The following is a 16099-nucleotide window of genomic DNA, read 5'->3' as shown; positions in this document are numbered from 1 at the left end:
ATTCTCAACCGAGATTCAATTCCTTGAAGAAGTCGTTGCCCTTGTCATCGATGATGATGAAGGCCGGGAAGTCGACGACCTCGATGCGCCAGATCGCCTCCATGCCGAGCTCGGGATACTCGACCACCTCGACCTTCTTGATGCAGTGCTCGGCGAGGTTCGCCGCGGCACCGCCGATCGAGCCGAGATAGAAGCCGCCGTGCTTCTTGCAGGCCTCGCGCACCGCGACCGCGCGGTTGCCCTTGGCGACCATCACCATCGAGCCGCCGGCGGCCTGGAACTGGTCGACGAAGGAATCCATGCGTCCCGCCGTGGTCGGGCCGAACGCGCCGGACGCGTAGCCATCAGGCGTCTTGGCGGGACCCGCGTAATAGACCGGATGGTTCTTGAAGTAGTCCGGCAGCGGCTCGCCCTTCTCCAGCCGCTCGCGCAGCTTGGCGTGCGCGGAGTCGCGCGCCACGATCATGGTGCCGGTCATCGAGACGCGGGTCTTGATCGGGTATTGCGACAGCGTGGCGAGGATGTCCTTCATCGGCTTGTTGAGGTCGATCTTCACGACCTCGCCGCCGAGCGACTGCTCGACCGCGGGCAGATACTGCGCCGGGTTATGCTCGAGCTCCTCGAGATAGGCGCCGTCTTTTGTAATTTTGCCGAGCACCTGGCGGTCCGCCGAGCACGAGACTCCGAGCCCGATCGGCAGCGAGGCACCGTGGCGCGGCATGCGGATCACGCGGACGTCGTGGCAGAAATACTTGCCGCCGAACTGCGCGCCTACCCCCAAGCTTTGCGTCATCTTGAGGATTTCCTGCTCCATCTCGAGATCGCGGAACGCGTTGCCGTCGGCCGAGCCGTGGGTCGGCAGCGCATCGAGATAGCGCGCGGACGCGAGCTTCACCGTCTTCATGCAAAGCTCGGCCGAGGTGCCGCCGATCACGATCGCGAGGTGATAGGGCGGGCATGCCGCGGTGCCCAGCGTAAGCACCTTCTCCTTGAGGAACGCCAGCAGGCGATCCCTGGTCAGCACCGAAGGCGTCGCCTGGAACAGGAAGCTCTTGTTGGCGGAGCCGCCACCCTTGGCCATGAACATGAACTTGTAGGCATCGTCACCCTCGGCGTAGATCTCGCACTGCGCCGGCATGTTGTTGGCAGTGTTCTTCTCCTCATACATCGACAGCGGCGCAACCTGCGAATAGCGCAGGTTGCGGCGCAGATACGCGTCGCGCGCGCCTTCGGACAACGCAGCCTCGTCCTCGCCGTCGGTGATGACGTTGCAGCCCTTCTTGCCCATGATGATCGCGGTGCCGGTGTCCTGGCACATCGGCAGCACGCCGCCGGCCGCGATGTTGGCGTTCTTCAGGAAATCGAAGGCGACGAATTTGTCGTTGTCGCTGGCTTCCTTGTCCTCGAGGATCGAGCGCAACTGCTTGAGGTGGCCGGGCCGCAGATAGTGGTTGATCTCGCCGAACGCGGCCTCCGAGAGCGCCCGCAGCGCCTCGCGCGACACCACGAGCATGTCCTTGCCGAGAACCTTCTCGACCCGCACGCCTTCGCTCGTGACCTTCTTGTAGGGCGTCGTATCAGCGCCGAGCGGGAACAAGGGCGTATGCTTGTAGGGCGGAACGGGCTTCTGCTGGTCGGGAAAGGCGGTGGGGGCGTTCATGGGCTGCTCTTTGGGCTGCACGGTTCGGAAGGCCGTATCGGCCATGAGGGCCGCCGGCAACATAGAGCCGTTCTAAGCATTTTTCGGACAAAGGAAAGGGAAGCCGGCCGTCCCCAGCCATGCGCGGAAACCGCAGATACGTGTGGTATTCCTCAAGGCATGTCATCCCGGGCTGCTGGATTGCCGAACGCTCCATGAAACCGGCCGAGGGAGCTATTTATCGAGGGAGTCCATGATGTGGGCACGGGTTTTCGTCGCGTTTGCGGCACTGGCGTTGATGATGTCGGTGCCGACCGACGCTCATGCGATCCGCCTCGGCAAGCCGTGCGGTGGCCTGGCCGGCGTGCAGTGTGGTTCCGGCAAGTTCTGCCAGTTCAAGCCCGGGACATGCGGCCGTACTGACCAGACCGGCACCTGCGCGTTCAGGCCTTCGATCTGCAACAAGATCTTCAAGCCGGTGTGCGGCTGCGACGGCAAGACCTACGGCAACGACTGCGAACGCCGCGCCGCCGGGGCCTCCAAGGCGCGCGACGGCAAGTGCCCCTCGTGACGGGTCAGCACCGCCGCGGCCGGCGCTCGCGGTATGTATTGACGCCACCGGCCGGAGCCTGCATGAACCCTGGCGCATTCATGCTGCGGGGGTATTCATGACCGGACGATCGCGCCGACGCTTGCCGTTTTGCATCCGTTCCAGCCTGTCAGCCGCCTTGCTGGCGCTGTTCGCAGCCTTCGCCGCCGCGCCGGCGCATGCCGATCCCTGCGCGGATATCGCCAAGCAGCTCGCGCGCCAGATCGAAGGGCTGAAGATCAATTTCACCGCCGCCAACATCACGTACCTGACGCATCCGGCGGCGAAGGAGTTGTCGCTCGGCTGTCGCGGCAAGGACTATGCGATCGAGCTCTATGCCAAGACCGACCGCAAGATGAAGCCGGAGTTCTTCAACCTGGTCGGCTCAGCCACGGCGCTGATCTTCACCGTGCCGAAGGACGATGCCACCACCGGCACGTCGCGCTGCCTGAAGCGCATGGGCATCTTCCGCGGCAACAACATCACGATGCGCTATCGCCGCCTCAATCTGGAATGCACGCGCACCAGGACCGACGCCTCGATCACGGTGCGGCGCGGCAAGAGCGAGTGATCAACCCGCTTCCGCGGTGACGCGCGCGATGCCGTCGAGCACCCTGCCCCAGCCCGGGCTCATCATGTCGAAGGCGATCTTGTTGCCCGGGAACACGAAGCCGTCATGCACCATGCGCAGATGCGTGCCGCCCTCGACCGGCGTCAGCGTCCAGGTCACGACCGAATCAAGCTTTGAGCCGTAGGCGGGATTGGTGTCGGCGCCGCCCTTCCAGGAATAGCGCAACAGGCGCGGCGGATCGCAATCGAGCACCTCGCAATGCACGACGCCGTCCCAGTCGCCCAGCGGCGCGGTGCGGAAATTGAACTTGTGGCCGACGGCGGCGGCGAAATCGTTCGGCATCAGCCATTTCGCGATCCGATCGCTCGTCGTCAGCGTTTGCCAGATCTTGTCGGCCGCGTAGGGCAGCACCTTCTCGACCGTGATCGCATGCTTCTCACTCATCACTCACTCTCCTTCAGCAATCTTTCCAGGTTCTCGAAGCGCTCCTGCCAGAATGTCTGATAGTGGCCGAGCCAATCGATCAGCGGGCTAAGGCCCTTCGGCGCGACGCGATAGTGGATGTGACGACCCTCGCGCCGCTCGGCGACGAGGCCGGCATCGCGCAGCGCGCGCAGATGCTGCGACACCGCCGGTTGCGACACCTTGGAGCCGCGCACGAGCCCGGTCGCGGCGACTTCTCCTTCCTGCAGGATCCGCTCGAACACCGCGCGCCGCGTCGGGTCCGCAAGGGTCTTCAACACATTGGTGAGCTGCATCGTGCCGGCCATGACAATATATAAGCAATTACTTATACGTTTTGTCAACACTGGAACGTTGGGAATGAGCGGAAAGTTGATGCATGCCGCCGCACCTTCGCCGGAAAACATGCGATGATTGGTTTCCCCTCGAGGAGTCGCACGGAGTCGCCAATGATCGCCAAGCTCCTCCTGCAAAACACCGTCTTCGTCGTCGCAATGGGCGCGCTGCTGTTCGGCGCCGCCGGCACGCTGCAATGGCCCGGCGCATGGGCCTATCTCGTTGCTTCGGCCGTTATCGGACCGGCGAGCGGCCTGTGGCTTGCCAAGGTCGATCCCGGATTGCTCGCCGAGCGCATGCGCCTGACGGCGCGCGAGGATCAGCCGAGGAGCGACAAATATTTCATGCTGCTGTTCGTGGTCGTCGCGGTGCTGTGGTTCGTTGCGATGGGGCTCGATCGCAGGTTAGACGGTGCGAATGCCGGCGTCGCGCTGATCGTACTCGGCCTCGCGCTGAACCTCGCCTCGACCGTGCTGATCATGTGGGTGTTCCGCACCAACTCGTTCGCCTCACCGGTCGTGAAAGTGCAGACGGAGCGGCATCATCAGGTGATCTCGACCGGGCCCTATGCGCTGGTCCGCCATCCCATGTATGCGAGCATCATGCTGTTCTTCATCGGCGTGCCGCTCATGCTCGGCTCATGGTGGGGCCTTGCCTTCGTACCGGTGTTCTTTGTGATGTTCGCGGCGCGCACGCGCATCGAGGAGCGCACGCTGCTGGCGGGACTGCCCGACTACGCCGACTATGCGATGCGGGTGCGCTACCGTCTGGTCCCGGGACTCTGGTGAGGAGTGAGGACACGTCATGGCTGAGAGCAAGACCTATACCGGCGGCTGCCATTGCGGCCAGGTCCGCTTCGAATGCACCACCGACATGGCGATGGTGACCGCCTGCAACTGCTCGATCTGCACCAAGAAGGGCCTGCACTTCGTCTTCATGCCGCCGTCGAGCTTCCAGCTTCGCGCCGGCGAGGAGAACCTGAAGGAATATCTCTTCAACCGCCACGCGATCCGCCACCAGCTCTGTGTCGATTGCGGCGTCGACGTGTTCGCGCGCGGCAAGAAGCCCGACGGCAGCGACATCGTAGCGCTGAATGTGAGCTGCATCGACGGCATCGACCTGTCGAAGATCGCGATGACGCCGGTGGATGGGCGGAGCAGATAGTGCCCCACACGTCATTCCGAGGCGATGCGTTAGCATCGAACCCGGAATCTCGAGATTCCGGGTCTGGTCCTAACGGACCATTCCGGAATGACGGCCTTACAAATCCAGCGCCTTGTAGCGCCGGAAGATGCCGTCCTCGTTGAACGGAATCCGCCGCTTGCTCGCAAGATACGCCTTGATGTTCGGTCGCTCGGCGACGCGGTCGTGCAGCGCGACGACGCGCGGAACCTGCTTCTCGAACGCCGCCATGCGCTGCGGGAACGCATAGCGAAGGCCTTCCACGATCTGGAACAGCGACAGGTCGGCATAGGTCGCGCGGCGGCCGGTGACGAAGGCGCCGCCATTGTCCTTCACCAGGTCCTCGAAGTAGCCGAGATATTTCGGCACGCGCGATTTCCAGAATTCCTCGGTGCGCTTCTTCGCCGGCGCCTTCTGGTCCTCGTAGTAGAGCGACGGTCCGAGCGGATGATGGGTGTCGTGAATCTCCAGCACGAAATCGGCGACGGTGAGTTGCAACTGGTGCACCCACAGCTTTCCCGCCTCGGCCTTCGGCGCCAGGCCATGCCGCGCCCCGAGATAGAGCAGGATGTTGGCGGTCTGCCCGATCACGAGCTTGCCGGATGTAAGGAATGGCGGCGCAAACGGCGGCGTGCCCTTGTGGCCTTCCATCAGCTTCATCATCGCGCCGGTGCCGCCCTTGCCGCGTGCAACGTCGGTGTAGTTGGCCTCCGCGTCTTCCAGCGCGAGCCTGACATATTCGCCGCGGCCCTGGATGAAGGGCCAGTAGTAGAGTTGATAATGCATGGATGATCCCTGGAACCTGAACGACGGATATCGCCTCGCAATCTGCGGGCCGGTCTCGCAGGCGTCAACGCACCAATCCGGGAGGTGTTCACTGCACAGAACCGCAATCCAGCGTGGAGACAGCAAGATCGCAAAACAAAAGCGCCGCGGGGTGAGCCGCGGCGCTCTTCAGATCGTCAGGATTGGCAATCGATCAGTTGGTCTGCTGGATCGCCGAGAGCTCCCAGTTGCCGCCGCGCTGGCGCACGAAGGTCCAGACCTCCGTCACCTCCTCCGGCTGCCCGTTTCCGTCGACCATGCGGCCGGTGCCGCGCTCGAGCATGGTGTCGACCAGCGAGTAGCGCATCGCGACCGTCGCATATTCGCTGTCGCCTTCGCGCCAGGCTTCCGCGAGGTCGCCCTGCAGCAGCTTCACATTGGCCACCCTGTTGGTGACGTTGCGCGCCTTGTTCTCTTCGAGATCCTTCGAGAAGTACGACACCATCTCGGGCGTCGCGAGCGTATGCAGCTTCGCGATGTCCTCGTTCGACCACGCGGTCTGGATGTCGCCGAGCAGCCGCTCGAACGTCTCATAGTCGGATGGCGCGATCTCGACCGGCGCATCCGAGCCGCCGCCCAGTCCGAAGCCGAAGCCCGAACGATAGTTCGGCTGCGGTCCGGTGCCAGCCCCGGCTGGACCGCCGGCATAGGCGTTGGCCGGCGCATTGCGGCGCTGCCACCACGACATCGCGAGCCGCACCACCAGCACGATCAGGCCGATCTGTAGCAACAGGCCGAGGATCGACGACAGGCCGCCGAGACCCGAGAACAGGCCGCCCCCGAACAGCATGCCGAACAGGCCGGCGCCGAGGAAGCCCGCGGCCAGTCCGCCGAGCAGGCCACGGCCCATTCCGCCGCGGCCGAACAGGCCGCCGGCATTGGCCGCAGGCGTGCCCATGTTGGGGCTCCCAGGCTGGCTGAAGGTGCGGTTCATGGGCGCGACCGAGCCCGGCGCCGTGCTGGTGCTGGGCGGTGCGGAGAAGGTGCGCGAGCCGCGCGAGCCCCCGCCGCCGACGCGAGCGTCAGCCGCCGAAACGGTCATTACAACGGGGAGCGCCAACGCCATCGCGACGGCGATCACCCGTACAATTCCACGCGTGCGTTGCGAGAAATTCATGTTGGTTTCCTCAAGGATTCCCCGGCATGGGGACGTGCCCTTAACATGGGCAGGGAACGGTAAAAGTGAAGCGGGAAAGGGGAACCGCGGCTGCGGCCCTCAGTCGCGGAGATGTGACATTATGTTCATGTGGAGGCGACGCACATCCTATTGCGGCGCCATGGTTTCCTTCACCGCGGCGACCAGCTGGGTCAGCGTGAACGGCTTCGGCAGGAATGCGAATTGCTGGTTCTCGGGCAGGCTCTTCTCGAACGCGTCTTCGGCATAGCCGGATACGAAGATGATCTTCAGTTCCGGATTGCGGCCACGCATCTCCTTGAGCAGCGTCGGTCCGTCCATCTCCGGCATCACCACGTCGGAAACGACGAGATCGACCGCGCCGTTCTTCTCGTCGAAAGCCTCCATCGCCTCGACGCCGTTCGCGGCCTCGATCACGCTGTAGCCACGTGAGCGCAGGCCGCGCGCGTTCAATGCGCGCAGGCCGTCCTCGTCTTCCACGAGCAGGATGGTGCCCTGACCGGTGAGATCGGGCTTCGGCTTGGCGGCCTCCGCGGCGACGACGGAATCCTTCGCAGTGCCGTTGCCGGCGTGGGCCTCGGACACGGCCTCCTGCTCGACCCGGTGCCGCGGCAGATAGATGCGGAACGTGGTGCCCTCGCCCGGCCTGGAATCGACATAGATGAAGCCGCCGGTCTGCTTGACGATGCCGTAGACCGTGGACAGGCCGAGGCCGGTGCCCTTGCCGACCTCCTTGGTGGAGAAGAACGGCTCGAAGATCTTGTCGATGATATCGGCCGGAATGCCGGTGCCGGTGTCCGAGATCTCGATCTTCACATAGTCCGCTGCCGGCATGCCCTTGTTGGCGAGCTGCGCGGCCTCCTCGGTCGACACGTTGGCGGTGCGGATGCTCAGCTTGCCGCCGTCAGGCATCGCATCGCGCGCGTTCACCGCCAGGTTGACGATCACCTGCTCGAACTGGGAGACGTCGACCTTGATCGGCCAGAGGTCGCGGCCATGCACCAGGTCGAGCTTGACCTTCTCGCCGATCAGCCGGCGCAGCAGCATGGTGAGGTCGGAAAGCGCATCGCCGAGATCGAGCACCTGCGGACGCAGCGTCTGGCGGCGCGAGAATGCCAACAGTTGCCGCACCAGCGTCGCGGCGCGGGTGGCGTTCTGCTTGATCTGCATGATGTCCTGGAACGACGGATCGGTCGGCTTGTGCGCGTTCAGCAGGAAATCGTTCGCCATCATGATGGCCGAGAGCACGTTATTGAAATCGTGCGCGATGCCGCCGGCGAGTTGACCGACCATCTCCATCTTCTGCGACTGGTTGATCTGGTTTTCCAGCGCACGCCGCTCGGTGGTCTCGAGCATGTAGACGATCGCGGTCTCGGCGTCGCGCTCGTCCTTCTCTACCGTGGTGACGAAGAACTGCGCGAAGCGCTCCTTCGCGCCATCAAGCATCACCTCGACCGGCGCGATGTCGCCCTGGCCCTCGGCGGCCTGGTTGATCGCCGCGATCAGGAGGCCGCGGTCGCGCGGATTGACCGCGCGGAAGATCGATTTGGCGGCACCGCCCTCGCCGCTCAGGCTCTGCGCAAGCTTGGCATAGCGCGCATTGGCGCCCACCACATTGCCGCCGCGATCCACCGTCGCGATCGCCATCGGTGTGTGGTCGAAGAAGCGCATGAAGCGCACCTCGGCGGCGCGCTCCGGATCTGAATGCTCATCGCGGGCGCGGCTGATCACCAGCGTGCGCGAGGCGCCTGCCGCACCGTCGGCGCCGAAGGCGAGCTTGTGATAGAGCCGCACCGGCACGGTCTTGCCGCCGCGCATCCGCAGGTCGATGTCGAACACCTCGGTCTTCACCTCGCCCGGCACCGGCACGATCGAGGTCAGCAGCGCCGCACCATCGCCGGAGACGATGTCGGCGAGCTTCAGGCCGCCCGAGCCGATCTCGGCGAGGTCGTAATCGAGCCAGTTGGCCAGCGTCGCGTTGATATAGGCGACTTCGCCGGCCGGATTGACCGAGAAGAAACCGCAGGGCGCGTGGTCGAGATATTCGATCGCATGCCGCAACTCCTGGAACACGTCCTCCTGGCGCTCGCGGTCGCGGGTGATGTCGGCGATCGACCACACCGCATATTTCGCGTCGCGCTTGCCCTGGCCGAGCGGACGCACCCGCAGCCGCAACCAGCGGCCCTGGCTGCCGTCGCGGCCGGCGATCCGGACCTCCTCCTGCTGCCGCTTGCCCTCACGCGCTGCCTTCAACAGGCGGAACACCGCTTCGGAGACGTCAGGGTTACCGATGAAGACGCGCTCCACGGGGCGGACGTCCTGCGGCCCGGCCGCGCCGGTCAGCGCGAGATAGGCGGCATTGGAATAGACGACGTGGCCGCGCGCGTCGGTGACGACGAGCCCCTCCTGAGCCTGATCGGCGATGCGCCCCGTCACGGGGTCGTCGGTGGCGCGGTCGGAGAAGCGGATGATGCCGGCGGCAAAGGCGAACAGGTTGAACAGACCGAAGGTCGCAAGCAGCGCCAGCAGGCCGAGGATATAGGGCTGCGCCTGGCTGCGGCCGATGGTCATGAGCCAGACCGCGACCGCGACGATGCCGGCCGCGATCAGGAGCACCAGCAGGATGCTGCCGCCCCGCCGCACCGGTCCATGGGCCACGAACGGCTCGGTCGCGGGATGATCGTTGGATTCGACAGTCATCTGGAGAGACATAGCTCGTCTGCATCGAGAGGGGCGTCCGGATCGGCCGCCTGCCCCTGAGTGCCTGAATCGGACCCGAAAACCAAGTCCATCAGGCCGCAATTTCGCAAGTTACGCGTATTTCAAGCGGATATCCGCCGGTTTTACGAGCGCAGGCCGGACAATCCGCGCCTCAGCCGCATCACGTAGCCGATGATTTCGGCAACCGCGTGATAGTGCTCGACCGGGATCTCCTGATCGACCTCGACGGTGGCATAGAGCGCGCGGGCCAGCGGCACGTTTTCGACGATCGGAATGTCGTGCTCCTTGGCGATCTCCCTGATCTTGAAGGCCAGATTATCGGTGCCTTTGGCGACGCAGACCGGCGCGGACATGCTGCGGTCATAGGCCAGCGCCACCGAGAAGTGGGTCGGGTTGGTGATGATTACCGAGGCCTTGGGAACCTGGGCCATCATGCGCTTCCTGGCGCGCTGAACCCGCAACTGCTTGATCTTGCCCTTGATGTGCGGATCGCCTTCCGACTGCTTGAACTCCTCCTTCATCTCCTGCAGCGACATCTTGTGACGCTCATACCAGGTCCGGTACTGGAAGAAGTAGTCGCCGATCGCGACCACCGCGAGGATCGCGACCACCGCGGCCATCAGGTGCACCGTCATGCTGGTGACCGCGGGCAGAAGCTCCGACGGGTCGAGATGCAGAAACGCTTCCATGCGGAAGCGATCCGGCCACAGCACCGCGACCATGACGGCGCCGAGCGCGATCAGCTTGAATATGCCCTTCAGGAAGTTCGCCACCGCCTGCTTGCCGAACAGCCGCTTGAAGCCGGCGCCCGGCGAGATCTTGGATAATTTCGGCGTTAGCGACTCGGCCGACCACACCAGACGATGCTGGATCATGTTGCCCGCGATCGCCGCCAGCGCCAGCATCAGGAACGGCACACCGATCGCTGCGACGACGGAGTAACCAAGCGACTGGGTCAACTGGAGGAGACCGGCACCATCGGTGCGGATCATCCATGAATTGGCGATCAGGTTGCGCAGCGGCATCAGGATGCCATCGCCGATCGAGCTGGAAAACGTCGACAACACCAGCGTCGCACCGGCGATGATGAACCAGGTGTTGACCTCCTGGCTCTTGACGACGTCGCCCTTCTCAAGCGCATCGTCGAGACGTTTTTGCGTAGGGTCTTCTGTTTTGTCCTCGGTATCCTCAGCCATCTCGGCTCCCGGTCGTTCTAGTTCGGAGCGAGCTGGCGCATGACGCCGAGGAAATAATCGAGATAGGTGCCCATCATCGCCGCGAGCACGAGGCCGAAGATCAGGAATCCGATCATGATCGAGAGCGGCACGCCGACGAAATAGACCTGCATCTGCGGCATCAGCCGCGCGAGCACGCCGAGGCCGATGTTGAACACGAGGCCGAACACCAGGAACGGCGCCGAAAGCTGCAGTCCGATCTTGAAGGCGGCGGCAAACGCGCTGGTCGCGAGCGAAGCGACATCGCCGCTCGGCATCACCTCGCCCGGCGAGAAGATCCGGTAGCTGTCGCTCAGCGCCGCGATGACGAGATAGTGGCTGTCGGTCGCGAACAGCAGCGTGATGCCGAGGATGGTGAGGAAGTTGCCGACGATCTGGCCCTGCTGGCCCTGGGTCGGATCGACGGCGGTGACGAAGCCGAGGCCGAGCTGCTGGGCGATGACGGAACCCGCGACGTTGAGCGCGGACAGCGTCACCCGCGCGGTCGCGCCGAGCACGATGCCGATGATGAGCTCATGCACCATCAGGACCCCGATCGAGGCGATCGACGTCACGTCGACATGATAGGCGTTGCGATGCAGCGGCAGGATGATCAGCGTCAGCAGCAGCGCGATGGACAGTTTCACCCGTGCCGGGATGTTGGTCTCGCCGAAGCCGGGCAGCAGCATCACCATTGCGCCCACGCGCGCGAAGACAAGCACGAAGACCGCGGCCAGCGCCGGCAGCAGGGAGATATCGATGCGCATGACCGCGGCATTAGTGCATCAACCGCCGATGATTCGCGATGAAATCCGCATCATGTGAGCGTGAAGCGAATCGGCCATGAATGGCAGCGCCAATAGTAACGTGACGAAGATCGCCAGTATCTTCGGCACGAAGACCAGGGTCTGTTCCTGGATCTGCGTCAGCGCCTGGAACAGCGACACCACCACGCCGACCACCAGGCCGACCACCATCAGTGGCGACGACACCACCACGATGGTCCAGATCGCATCACGCGCCACGTCGAGAGTTTCAGGGCCGGTCATCGTTGTTCTCGCTTTCGGTTATCTTTCGTCATTCCGGGGCGCGCAAAGCGCGAACCCGGAATCTCGAGATCCCGGGTTCGCTTCGCGCCCCGGGATGACGTCCCAAGGGACGTCAGATCGGCATCTTCATGATGTCTTCGTAGGCCTGGATCACGCGATCGCGCACAGAGACCAGGGTCGACACCGCGACGTCGGTGTCGGCGACCGCGGTCACCACGTCCATCACGTTGGCCTTGCCCGACGCCATCGCCATGGTCTGCGCATCGGACTTCTTGCCGACCTCCATCACGCTGCCGACGGCGTCCTTCACGAGCTCGCCGAACGACGGCCCGGCGACCGGGCTGCCGGTTTTCTCGAGCCCGCCACGCTCCATCAACTTGGCGAAATTGGCGTACGCGTTGGCGGCGACGGTCGGTGAAGCCATGATCTACGATCCCTGCTGTTCTTGTTGTGTCAGGACTTGAGGATGTCGAGCGTGCGCTGGATCATCCGCCGCGTCGCGCTGATGATGTTGAGGTTCGCCTCGTAGGAGCGCTGGGCGTCCCGCATGTCGGTCATTTCGACCATCGGATTGACGTTGGGATATTTGACGTTGCCGGAGGCGTCCGCCGCCGGATTGCCCGGCTCATGCTTGATCCGGAACGACGAGCGGTCCGGGCTCACCTTGCCGAGCGACACCACCTGGGCGTCGAGCGTGCGGTCGAGGGTCGAGGAGAAGGTCGGCACCTTGCGCCGGTAGGGGTCGCCACCCGCGGTCTGCGCGGTCGAATCGGCGTTGGCGATATTTTCCGAGATCACCCGCATCCGCCCCGCCTGCGCGCGCAGGCCCGAGGTCGCGATGCTCATCGAGCGGGCGAAATCGCTTATCTCATCTGCCATGACATCCTCCCGCCGCCCTCAGACGGCCTAGCCCTTGCCGATCGCCGTCTTCAGCAAATGCAGGCTTTTGCTGTAGAGCGAGGTGACCGCCGCGTAGTCCATCTGGTTGGCGGACACCTTCAGCATCTGGTCCTCGAGATTGACCGCGTTGCCGGCCGGCCGGGTCTGGAAGCCGCTCTTGCCGCGGTCATTGTCGAATGTCTCGGGCGCCCCCGACGCCGTCATGTGGCTGGCACTGGTCTGCATCATCGGCAGCGTCCCGAGGCCCGCGCCGACCGTGGAACCGGCCTTGTCGAACTTCGGCTCGACCAGGTCGCGGGGCCGGAAGCTCGGCGTGTCCGAATTGGCGATGTTCTCGGCGAGCACGCGCTGGCGTTCCTGGTGCCACTGCATCTTGGTGCGCAACGCCGACAGGATCGGGAGATCGTTCATGGACATGGGCGCGGCTCCGTTAACCTCTGGGCCCCCTGAGGTAGGCAGAATTTGCCCGGTGTATGGTTAACGGAGAGTTAAAAGTGGCGACTGATCCGTGGAGAACGCCGCAATTGCGGCTTGCGAGTGCATTTTCGCCACGAAAGCTGCGTTAACCAAGCGCCGACCAAGCCAGCGTGGCACGCTGAGAAGTCGTTTTGGGACAAGCGATTCTTGGTTTATTAATAGAACAGTCGGCTGCAAGCCGCGGGGAATTAAGGAATAAGGCGGATCTCGGGCGCGATTCGCTGCGCAATCCGCATGATCAGTCGGCGCTCACTGAAGGCGGTAGCCGAGGATGGCCACGATGGCCGGGGACTCCAGTATGCAGGCACTAACATTCGTCTTCGCATTCGTAGCCGTGCTGGCGCTGATCGGCGTTGCTGCGTGGCTCGTCCGCCGCTTCGGAGGAAACCCCCTTGGCGCCAACGCCAATCGCGGGCGCATGCCGCGGCTGGCCGTGATTGACGCCGCCGCGGTCGATGGCCGCCGCCGGCTGGTGCTGGTCCGCCGCGACAATGTCGAGCATCTCTTGATGATCGGCGGCCCGAGCGACATCGTCGTGGAGCCCAACATCGTGCGGGCGAGCCCGGGACGCGACCAGATGTCGGCGCGACCGGCCGTCGCAACCGACTCGGCTCCGCCCCGCGTCGCGCCGCTGCCGGATGCCGCCTGGAACGAGAGCGAGGCGGCGCGCACCGACTTCGATCAGGAGCCGCAGTTGCCTGAACTGCCGTCGCGTCCGGCCCGGCCTTCCTTTGCCGACGAGGTCCGTCGCTCCGCGCCCGCCTCCGAACGCCGCAGCGATCCGCTTACCGGCTTCACGCCCGAGCGGACCGAGCCGCGCCCTGATCCGATGCCGCAGCGGCTGCCGCGCTCCGAACCGGCCATCCCGCGTCCGCCGCGTGCCGCCGAGCCGCCAAAGGCGCCGCCGCCGCTGCGCGCGCCCGAGCGCGCCGCTGCCGCACCGCTGCCGCAGGCCGCGACGCCGACGCCTCCGGCGCCACCGCCGCCTCCCTCGAACGCCGACGCCAATCTCGCCGAGATGGCACAGCGGCTTGAGGCGGCACTGCGCCGTCCCTCGGGCGGTGGCGACACCGTCGCGCCGCCGGTTGCGCCCGAAGCTCCACCGGTGCGTCCGCCACGCAGCGAGCCGCCCGCGTCGCCGGCGTCGGCGCCGCAAAAAAGCGGGTTCGAGAATCTCGAGGATGAGATGGCCTCCCTGCTCGGCCGACCGAAGAATCCTTCGTGAGGCTCGCGAGCCTCCCGCGTAGAGTTTTTTTCATCGCTGTACTGATCGCCGCCGGATCGTTCGCCGATCCGGCGATGGCGCAGGATATCAGCATCAACCTCGGCGGCGGCAATGGCGGCGTCACCGAGCGCGCGATCCAGCTGATCGCGCTGCTCACGGTGCTGTCGATCGCACCGTCGATCCTGATCATGATGACGTCGTTCACGCGCATCGTGGTGGTGCTGTCGCTGCTGCGCACCGCGCTCGGCACCGCGACCGCGCCGCCGAACTCGGTGATGATCGCGCTGGCGATGTTCCTCACCGCATTCGTCATGGGACCGGTGCTGCAGAAATCCTACGACGACGGCATCAAGCCGCTGGTCGCCAACCAGATCGGCGTCGAGGAAGCGCTGCAGCGCGCCTCGGTGCCGTTGCGCGGCTTCATGCAGAAGAACGTGCGCGAGAAGGACCTGAAGCTCTTCATGGACCTCTCCGGCGAGCCGCCGCCAGCGACGCCGGACGAGATGTCGCTGCGCATCCTGGTGCCGGCCTTCATGATCTCCGAACTGAAGCGCGCCTTCGAGATCGGCTTCCTCTTGTTCCTGCCATTCCTGATCATCGACCTCGTGGTCGCCTCGGTGTTGATGTCGATGGGCATGATGATGCTGCCGCCGGTGGTGGTCTCGCTGCCGTTCAAGCTGATCTTCTTCGTGCTGGTGGACGGCTGGTCGCTGGTCGCCGGCAGCCTGGTGCAGAGTTACGGGGGGTAGCCCCGCGAAACATTCATGGCCCGCTCGCTGGATCGGCCGCCGCATTCCACTATCATACGCGGCGTCGCATCCGGAGAGCCGCGTCCATGCAACAGTTCGACCGCGCCGCCGAAGATCTTGGCAACGCCATTCATCTCGAGCACGTCAATGTGCAGGTGCCTGACCAGCGCCTGGCCACGCTGTTCTACGTCGCCGGGATCGGCCTGACCCGCGATCCCTACCTGATGGTCTCCGACAGCAACATGTGGGTGAATGTCGGCCGCAGCCAGTTTCATCTGCCGAGCGGCCGGCCGCAGGTGCTGCGCGGTCACACCGCAATCGTGATCGCGGGACGGCAGGCGCTGCTCGCCCGTCTAGCGTCCGTCGCGCCGAAGCTCGAAGGTACCGCCTTCGCCTATCGCGAGCACAATGATCATGTCGAGGCCACCTGCCCCTGGGGCAATCGCCTGCGCTGCTACGAGCCGGACGCAAGGCGCTTCGGACGCGTCACGCTCGGCATGCCCTATGTCGAGTTCGAGGTGCCGCGCGGCACCGCCGAGGCGATAGCCCGGTTCTATCCCGAGATCGTTGGTATACCTGCGAGCGTCGCGAGCGGCGACGGCGTCGTCGCGCGCGCCAGGGTCGGCAAGGATCAGTATCTGCAATTCCGCGAGAGCGACCGGGCTCAGCCGGAGTTCGACGGCCATCATGTCCAGATCTACATCACGGATTTCTCGGGCCCCTACAAGCGGCTGCGCGAGCGCGGGCTGATCTCGCGCGAGGACAATCAATACCAGTACCGCTTCTGCGATATCATCGATCCCAAAGACGGCCGGCACCTGTTCACCGTCGAGCACGAGGTGCGCAGCGCCACACACCCGATGTATCTGCGGCCGCTGATCAACCGCAATCCCGCACAGACCAACCGGACCTTCGCCCACGGCCACGACCAGGCGCCGTGGGCGATGGGACCGGATCAGTACGACGGATAACAATCGGCACATCCGCTTCCCGCCTCCGACATCATCCGCGACAACGCCAGCCAC

General features: G+C 64.7%; 19 protein-coding genes. 7 read left to right on the top strand and 12 right to left on the bottom strand.

The genetic code is table 11. The annotated features are described in order from the left end of the window. Positions 1 to 4 precede the first annotated feature (4 nt). Positions 5 to 1660, bottom strand: coding sequence for a fumarate hydratase (locus AS156_RS35815; RefSeq protein ID WP_066514292.1), 1656 nt, complete (start codon positions 1658 to 1660; stop codon positions 5 to 7). Positions 1661 to 1895: 235 nt separating this feature from the next. Here AS156_RS35815 and AS156_RS35810 point away from each other — a divergent pair, with 235 nt between their 5' ends. After that, positions 1896 to 2210, top strand: coding sequence for a Kazal-type serine protease inhibitor family protein (locus AS156_RS35810; RefSeq protein ID WP_066514290.1), 315 nt, complete (start codon positions 1896 to 1898; stop codon positions 2208 to 2210). Positions 2211 to 2307: 97 nt separating this feature from the next. Next, positions 2308 to 2799, top strand: a complete 492-nt coding sequence (locus tag AS156_RS35805) for a hypothetical protein (RefSeq protein ID WP_136626602.1) — start codon at positions 2308 to 2310, stop codon at positions 2797 to 2799. Here AS156_RS35805 and AS156_RS35800 read toward each other — a convergent pair whose 3' ends face one another. Together AS156_RS35800 and AS156_RS35795 are read right to left on the bottom strand one after the other, a co-directional pair. Then, positions 2800 to 3243 carry an SRPBCC family protein gene (locus AS156_RS35800; protein ID WP_066514227.1) on the bottom strand — a complete coding sequence of 148 codons (444 nt, stop codon included), beginning with the start codon at positions 3241 to 3243 and terminating at the stop codon, positions 2800 to 2802. Further along, a complete protein-coding gene (locus AS156_RS35795) occupies positions 3243 to 3569 on the bottom strand; it encodes an ArsR/SmtB family transcription factor (RefSeq protein WP_066514226.1) in 327 nt (108 codons plus the stop codon). Before AS156_RS35795 ends, AS156_RS35800 begins: the two co-directional genes overlap by 1 nt. A 141-nt stretch (positions 3570 to 3710) precedes the next feature. Between AS156_RS35795 and AS156_RS35790 the strand changes: the two genes are divergently transcribed. Next, entirely contained in the window at positions 3711 to 4385 is a 675-nt protein-coding gene (locus tag AS156_RS35790; RefSeq protein WP_066514224.1) for a methyltransferase family protein, read from the top strand. Between the two features lie 16 nt (positions 4386 to 4401). Continuing rightward, positions 4402 to 4761: a GFA family protein gene (locus AS156_RS35785; protein ID WP_066514222.1), complete on the top strand. Its 360-nt coding sequence runs from the start codon at positions 4402 to 4404 to the stop codon at positions 4759 to 4761. A 96-nt stretch (positions 4762 to 4857) separates the two neighbouring features. Here AS156_RS35785 and AS156_RS35780 read toward each other — a convergent pair whose 3' ends face one another. From AS156_RS35780 to flgB, 9 genes are all read right to left on the bottom strand, one after another. Continuing rightward, positions 4858 to 5565, bottom strand: coding sequence for a glutathione S-transferase (locus AS156_RS35780; protein ID WP_066514221.1), 708 nt, complete (start codon positions 5563 to 5565; stop codon positions 4858 to 4860). A 193-nt stretch (positions 5566 to 5758) separates the two neighbouring features. Next, entirely contained in the window at positions 5759 to 6721 is a 963-nt protein-coding gene (locus AS156_RS35775; RefSeq protein ID WP_066514219.1) for a Tim44 domain-containing protein, read from the bottom strand. A 147-nt stretch (positions 6722 to 6868) separates the two neighbouring features. After that, the gene (gene cckA, locus AS156_RS35770) at positions 6869 to 9439 is read right to left on the bottom strand and encodes a cell cycle histidine kinase CckA (RefSeq protein WP_066514287.1); all 2571 of its coding nucleotides are present in this window, start codon (positions 9437 to 9439) and stop codon (positions 6869 to 6871) included. A 143-nt stretch (positions 9440 to 9582) separates the two neighbouring features. Further along, entirely contained in the window at positions 9583 to 10656 is a 1074-nt protein-coding gene (gene flhB / locus AS156_RS35765) for a flagellar biosynthesis protein FlhB (protein WP_066514217.1), read from the bottom strand. A 17-nt stretch (positions 10657 to 10673) separates the two neighbouring features. Beyond that, positions 10674 to 11441, bottom strand: a complete 768-nt coding sequence (fliR, locus tag AS156_RS35760) for a flagellar biosynthetic protein FliR (protein ID WP_066514215.1) — start codon at positions 11439 to 11441, stop codon at positions 10674 to 10676. A gap of 18 nt (positions 11442 to 11459) precedes the next feature. Continuing rightward, on the bottom strand, positions 11460 to 11723 hold the full coding sequence (fliQ, locus tag AS156_RS35755; RefSeq protein ID WP_066514213.1) for a flagellar biosynthesis protein FliQ: 264 nt from the start codon (positions 11721 to 11723) through the stop codon (positions 11460 to 11462). Between the two features lie 112 nt (positions 11724 to 11835). Then, positions 11836 to 12147: a flagellar hook-basal body complex protein FliE gene (gene fliE, locus AS156_RS35750; protein ID WP_066514211.1), complete on the bottom strand. Its 312-nt coding sequence runs from the start codon at positions 12145 to 12147 to the stop codon at positions 11836 to 11838. 29 nt (positions 12148 to 12176) lie between these two features. Further along, positions 12177 to 12602 (bottom strand): flagellar basal body rod protein FlgC, encoded by a 426-nt coding sequence (gene flgC, locus AS156_RS35745; RefSeq protein ID WP_066514209.1) that lies wholly within the window; start codon positions 12600 to 12602, stop codon positions 12177 to 12179. A gap of 27 nt (positions 12603 to 12629) precedes the next feature. Beyond that, positions 12630 to 13040 carry a flagellar basal body rod protein FlgB gene (gene flgB / locus AS156_RS35740; RefSeq protein WP_066514207.1) on the bottom strand — a complete coding sequence of 137 codons (411 nt, stop codon included), beginning with the start codon at positions 13038 to 13040 and terminating at the stop codon, positions 12630 to 12632. Positions 13041 to 13398: 358 nt separating this feature from the next. On the opposite strand from flgB, the gene AS156_RS35735 reads away from it, so the two are divergent. From AS156_RS35735 to AS156_RS35725, 3 genes are all read left to right on the top strand, one after another. After that, positions 13399 to 14325, top strand: a complete 927-nt coding sequence (locus AS156_RS35735; RefSeq protein ID WP_066514205.1) for a flagellar biosynthetic protein FliO — start codon at positions 13399 to 13401, stop codon at positions 14323 to 14325. Next, positions 14322 to 15074, top strand: coding sequence for a flagellar type III secretion system pore protein FliP (fliP, locus tag AS156_RS35730; RefSeq protein ID WP_066514203.1), 753 nt, complete (start codon positions 14322 to 14324; stop codon positions 15072 to 15074). The genes AS156_RS35735 and fliP overlap by 4 nt, the downstream gene beginning before the upstream one ends. Positions 15075 to 15160: 86 nt before the next feature. Next, positions 15161 to 16045, top strand: coding sequence for a hypothetical protein (locus AS156_RS35725; RefSeq protein ID WP_066514202.1), 885 nt, complete (start codon positions 15161 to 15163; stop codon positions 16043 to 16045). Positions 16046 to 16099 lie beyond the last annotated feature (54 nt).

The organism is Bradyrhizobium macuxiense, assembly GCF_001542415.1.
In the GTDB taxonomy this organism is placed as follows: domain Bacteria; phylum Pseudomonadota; class Alphaproteobacteria; order Rhizobiales; family Xanthobacteraceae; genus Bradyrhizobium; species Bradyrhizobium macuxiense.
The sequence above is the reverse complement of the archived record's forward strand: the minus strand, read 5'-3'. Positions and strand labels throughout refer to the sequence as shown.

What these genes read in the sequence shown, in the direction of transcription:
- flgB (WP_066514207.1), bottom strand. Translation starts at nt 13,040, where the DNA reads ATGTCCATGAACGATCTCCCGATCCTGTCGGCGTTGCGCACCAAGATG.
- flgC (WP_066514209.1), bottom strand. Translation starts at nt 12,602, where the DNA reads ATGGCAGATGAGATAAGCGATTTCGCCCGCTCGATGAGCATCGCGACC.
- AS156_RS35815 (WP_066514292.1), bottom strand. Translation starts at nt 1,660, where the DNA reads ATGAACGCCCCCACCGCCTTTCCCGACCAGCAGAAGCCCGTTCCGCCC.
- AS156_RS35735 (WP_066514205.1), top strand. Translation starts at nt 13,399, where the DNA reads ATGCAGGCACTAACATTCGTCTTCGCATTCGTAGCCGTGCTGGCGCTG.
- AS156_RS35790 (WP_066514224.1), top strand. Translation starts at nt 3,711, where the DNA reads ATGATCGCCAAGCTCCTCCTGCAAAACACCGTCTTCGTCGTCGCAATG.
- AS156_RS35780 (WP_066514221.1), bottom strand. Translation starts at nt 5,565, where the DNA reads ATGCATTATCAACTCTACTACTGGCCCTTCATCCAGGGCCGCGGCGAA.
- AS156_RS35805 (WP_136626602.1), top strand. Translation starts at nt 2,308, where the DNA reads ATGACCGGACGATCGCGCCGACGCTTGCCGTTTTGCATCCGTTCCAGC.
- AS156_RS35810 (WP_066514290.1), top strand. Translation starts at nt 1,896, where the DNA reads ATGTGGGCACGGGTTTTCGTCGCGTTTGCGGCACTGGCGTTGATGATG.
- fliR (WP_066514215.1), bottom strand. Translation starts at nt 11,441, where the DNA reads ATGCGCATCGATATCTCCCTGCTGCCGGCGCTGGCCGCGGTCTTCGTG.
- cckA (WP_066514287.1), bottom strand. Translation starts at nt 9,439, where the DNA reads ATGACTGTCGAATCCAACGATCATCCCGCGACCGAGCCGTTCGTGGCC.
- AS156_RS35785 (WP_066514222.1), top strand. Translation starts at nt 4,402, where the DNA reads ATGGCTGAGAGCAAGACCTATACCGGCGGCTGCCATTGCGGCCAGGTC.
- fliQ (WP_066514213.1), bottom strand. Translation starts at nt 11,723, where the DNA reads ATGACCGGCCCTGAAACTCTCGACGTGGCGCGTGATGCGATCTGGACC.
- flhB (WP_066514217.1), bottom strand. Translation starts at nt 10,656, where the DNA reads ATGGCTGAGGATACCGAGGACAAAACAGAAGACCCTACGCAAAAACGT.
- AS156_RS35725 (WP_066514202.1), top strand. Translation starts at nt 15,161, where the DNA reads ATGCAACAGTTCGACCGCGCCGCCGAAGATCTTGGCAACGCCATTCAT.
- AS156_RS35800 (WP_066514227.1), bottom strand. Translation starts at nt 3,243, where the DNA reads ATGAGTGAGAAGCATGCGATCACGGTCGAGAAGGTGCTGCCCTACGCG.
- AS156_RS35775 (WP_066514219.1), bottom strand. Translation starts at nt 6,721, where the DNA reads ATGAATTTCTCGCAACGCACGCGTGGAATTGTACGGGTGATCGCCGTC.
- AS156_RS35795 (WP_066514226.1), bottom strand. Translation starts at nt 3,569, where the DNA reads ATGGCCGGCACGATGCAGCTCACCAATGTGTTGAAGACCCTTGCGGAC.
- fliE (WP_066514211.1), bottom strand. Translation starts at nt 12,147, where the DNA reads ATGGCTTCACCGACCGTCGCCGCCAACGCGTACGCCAATTTCGCCAAG.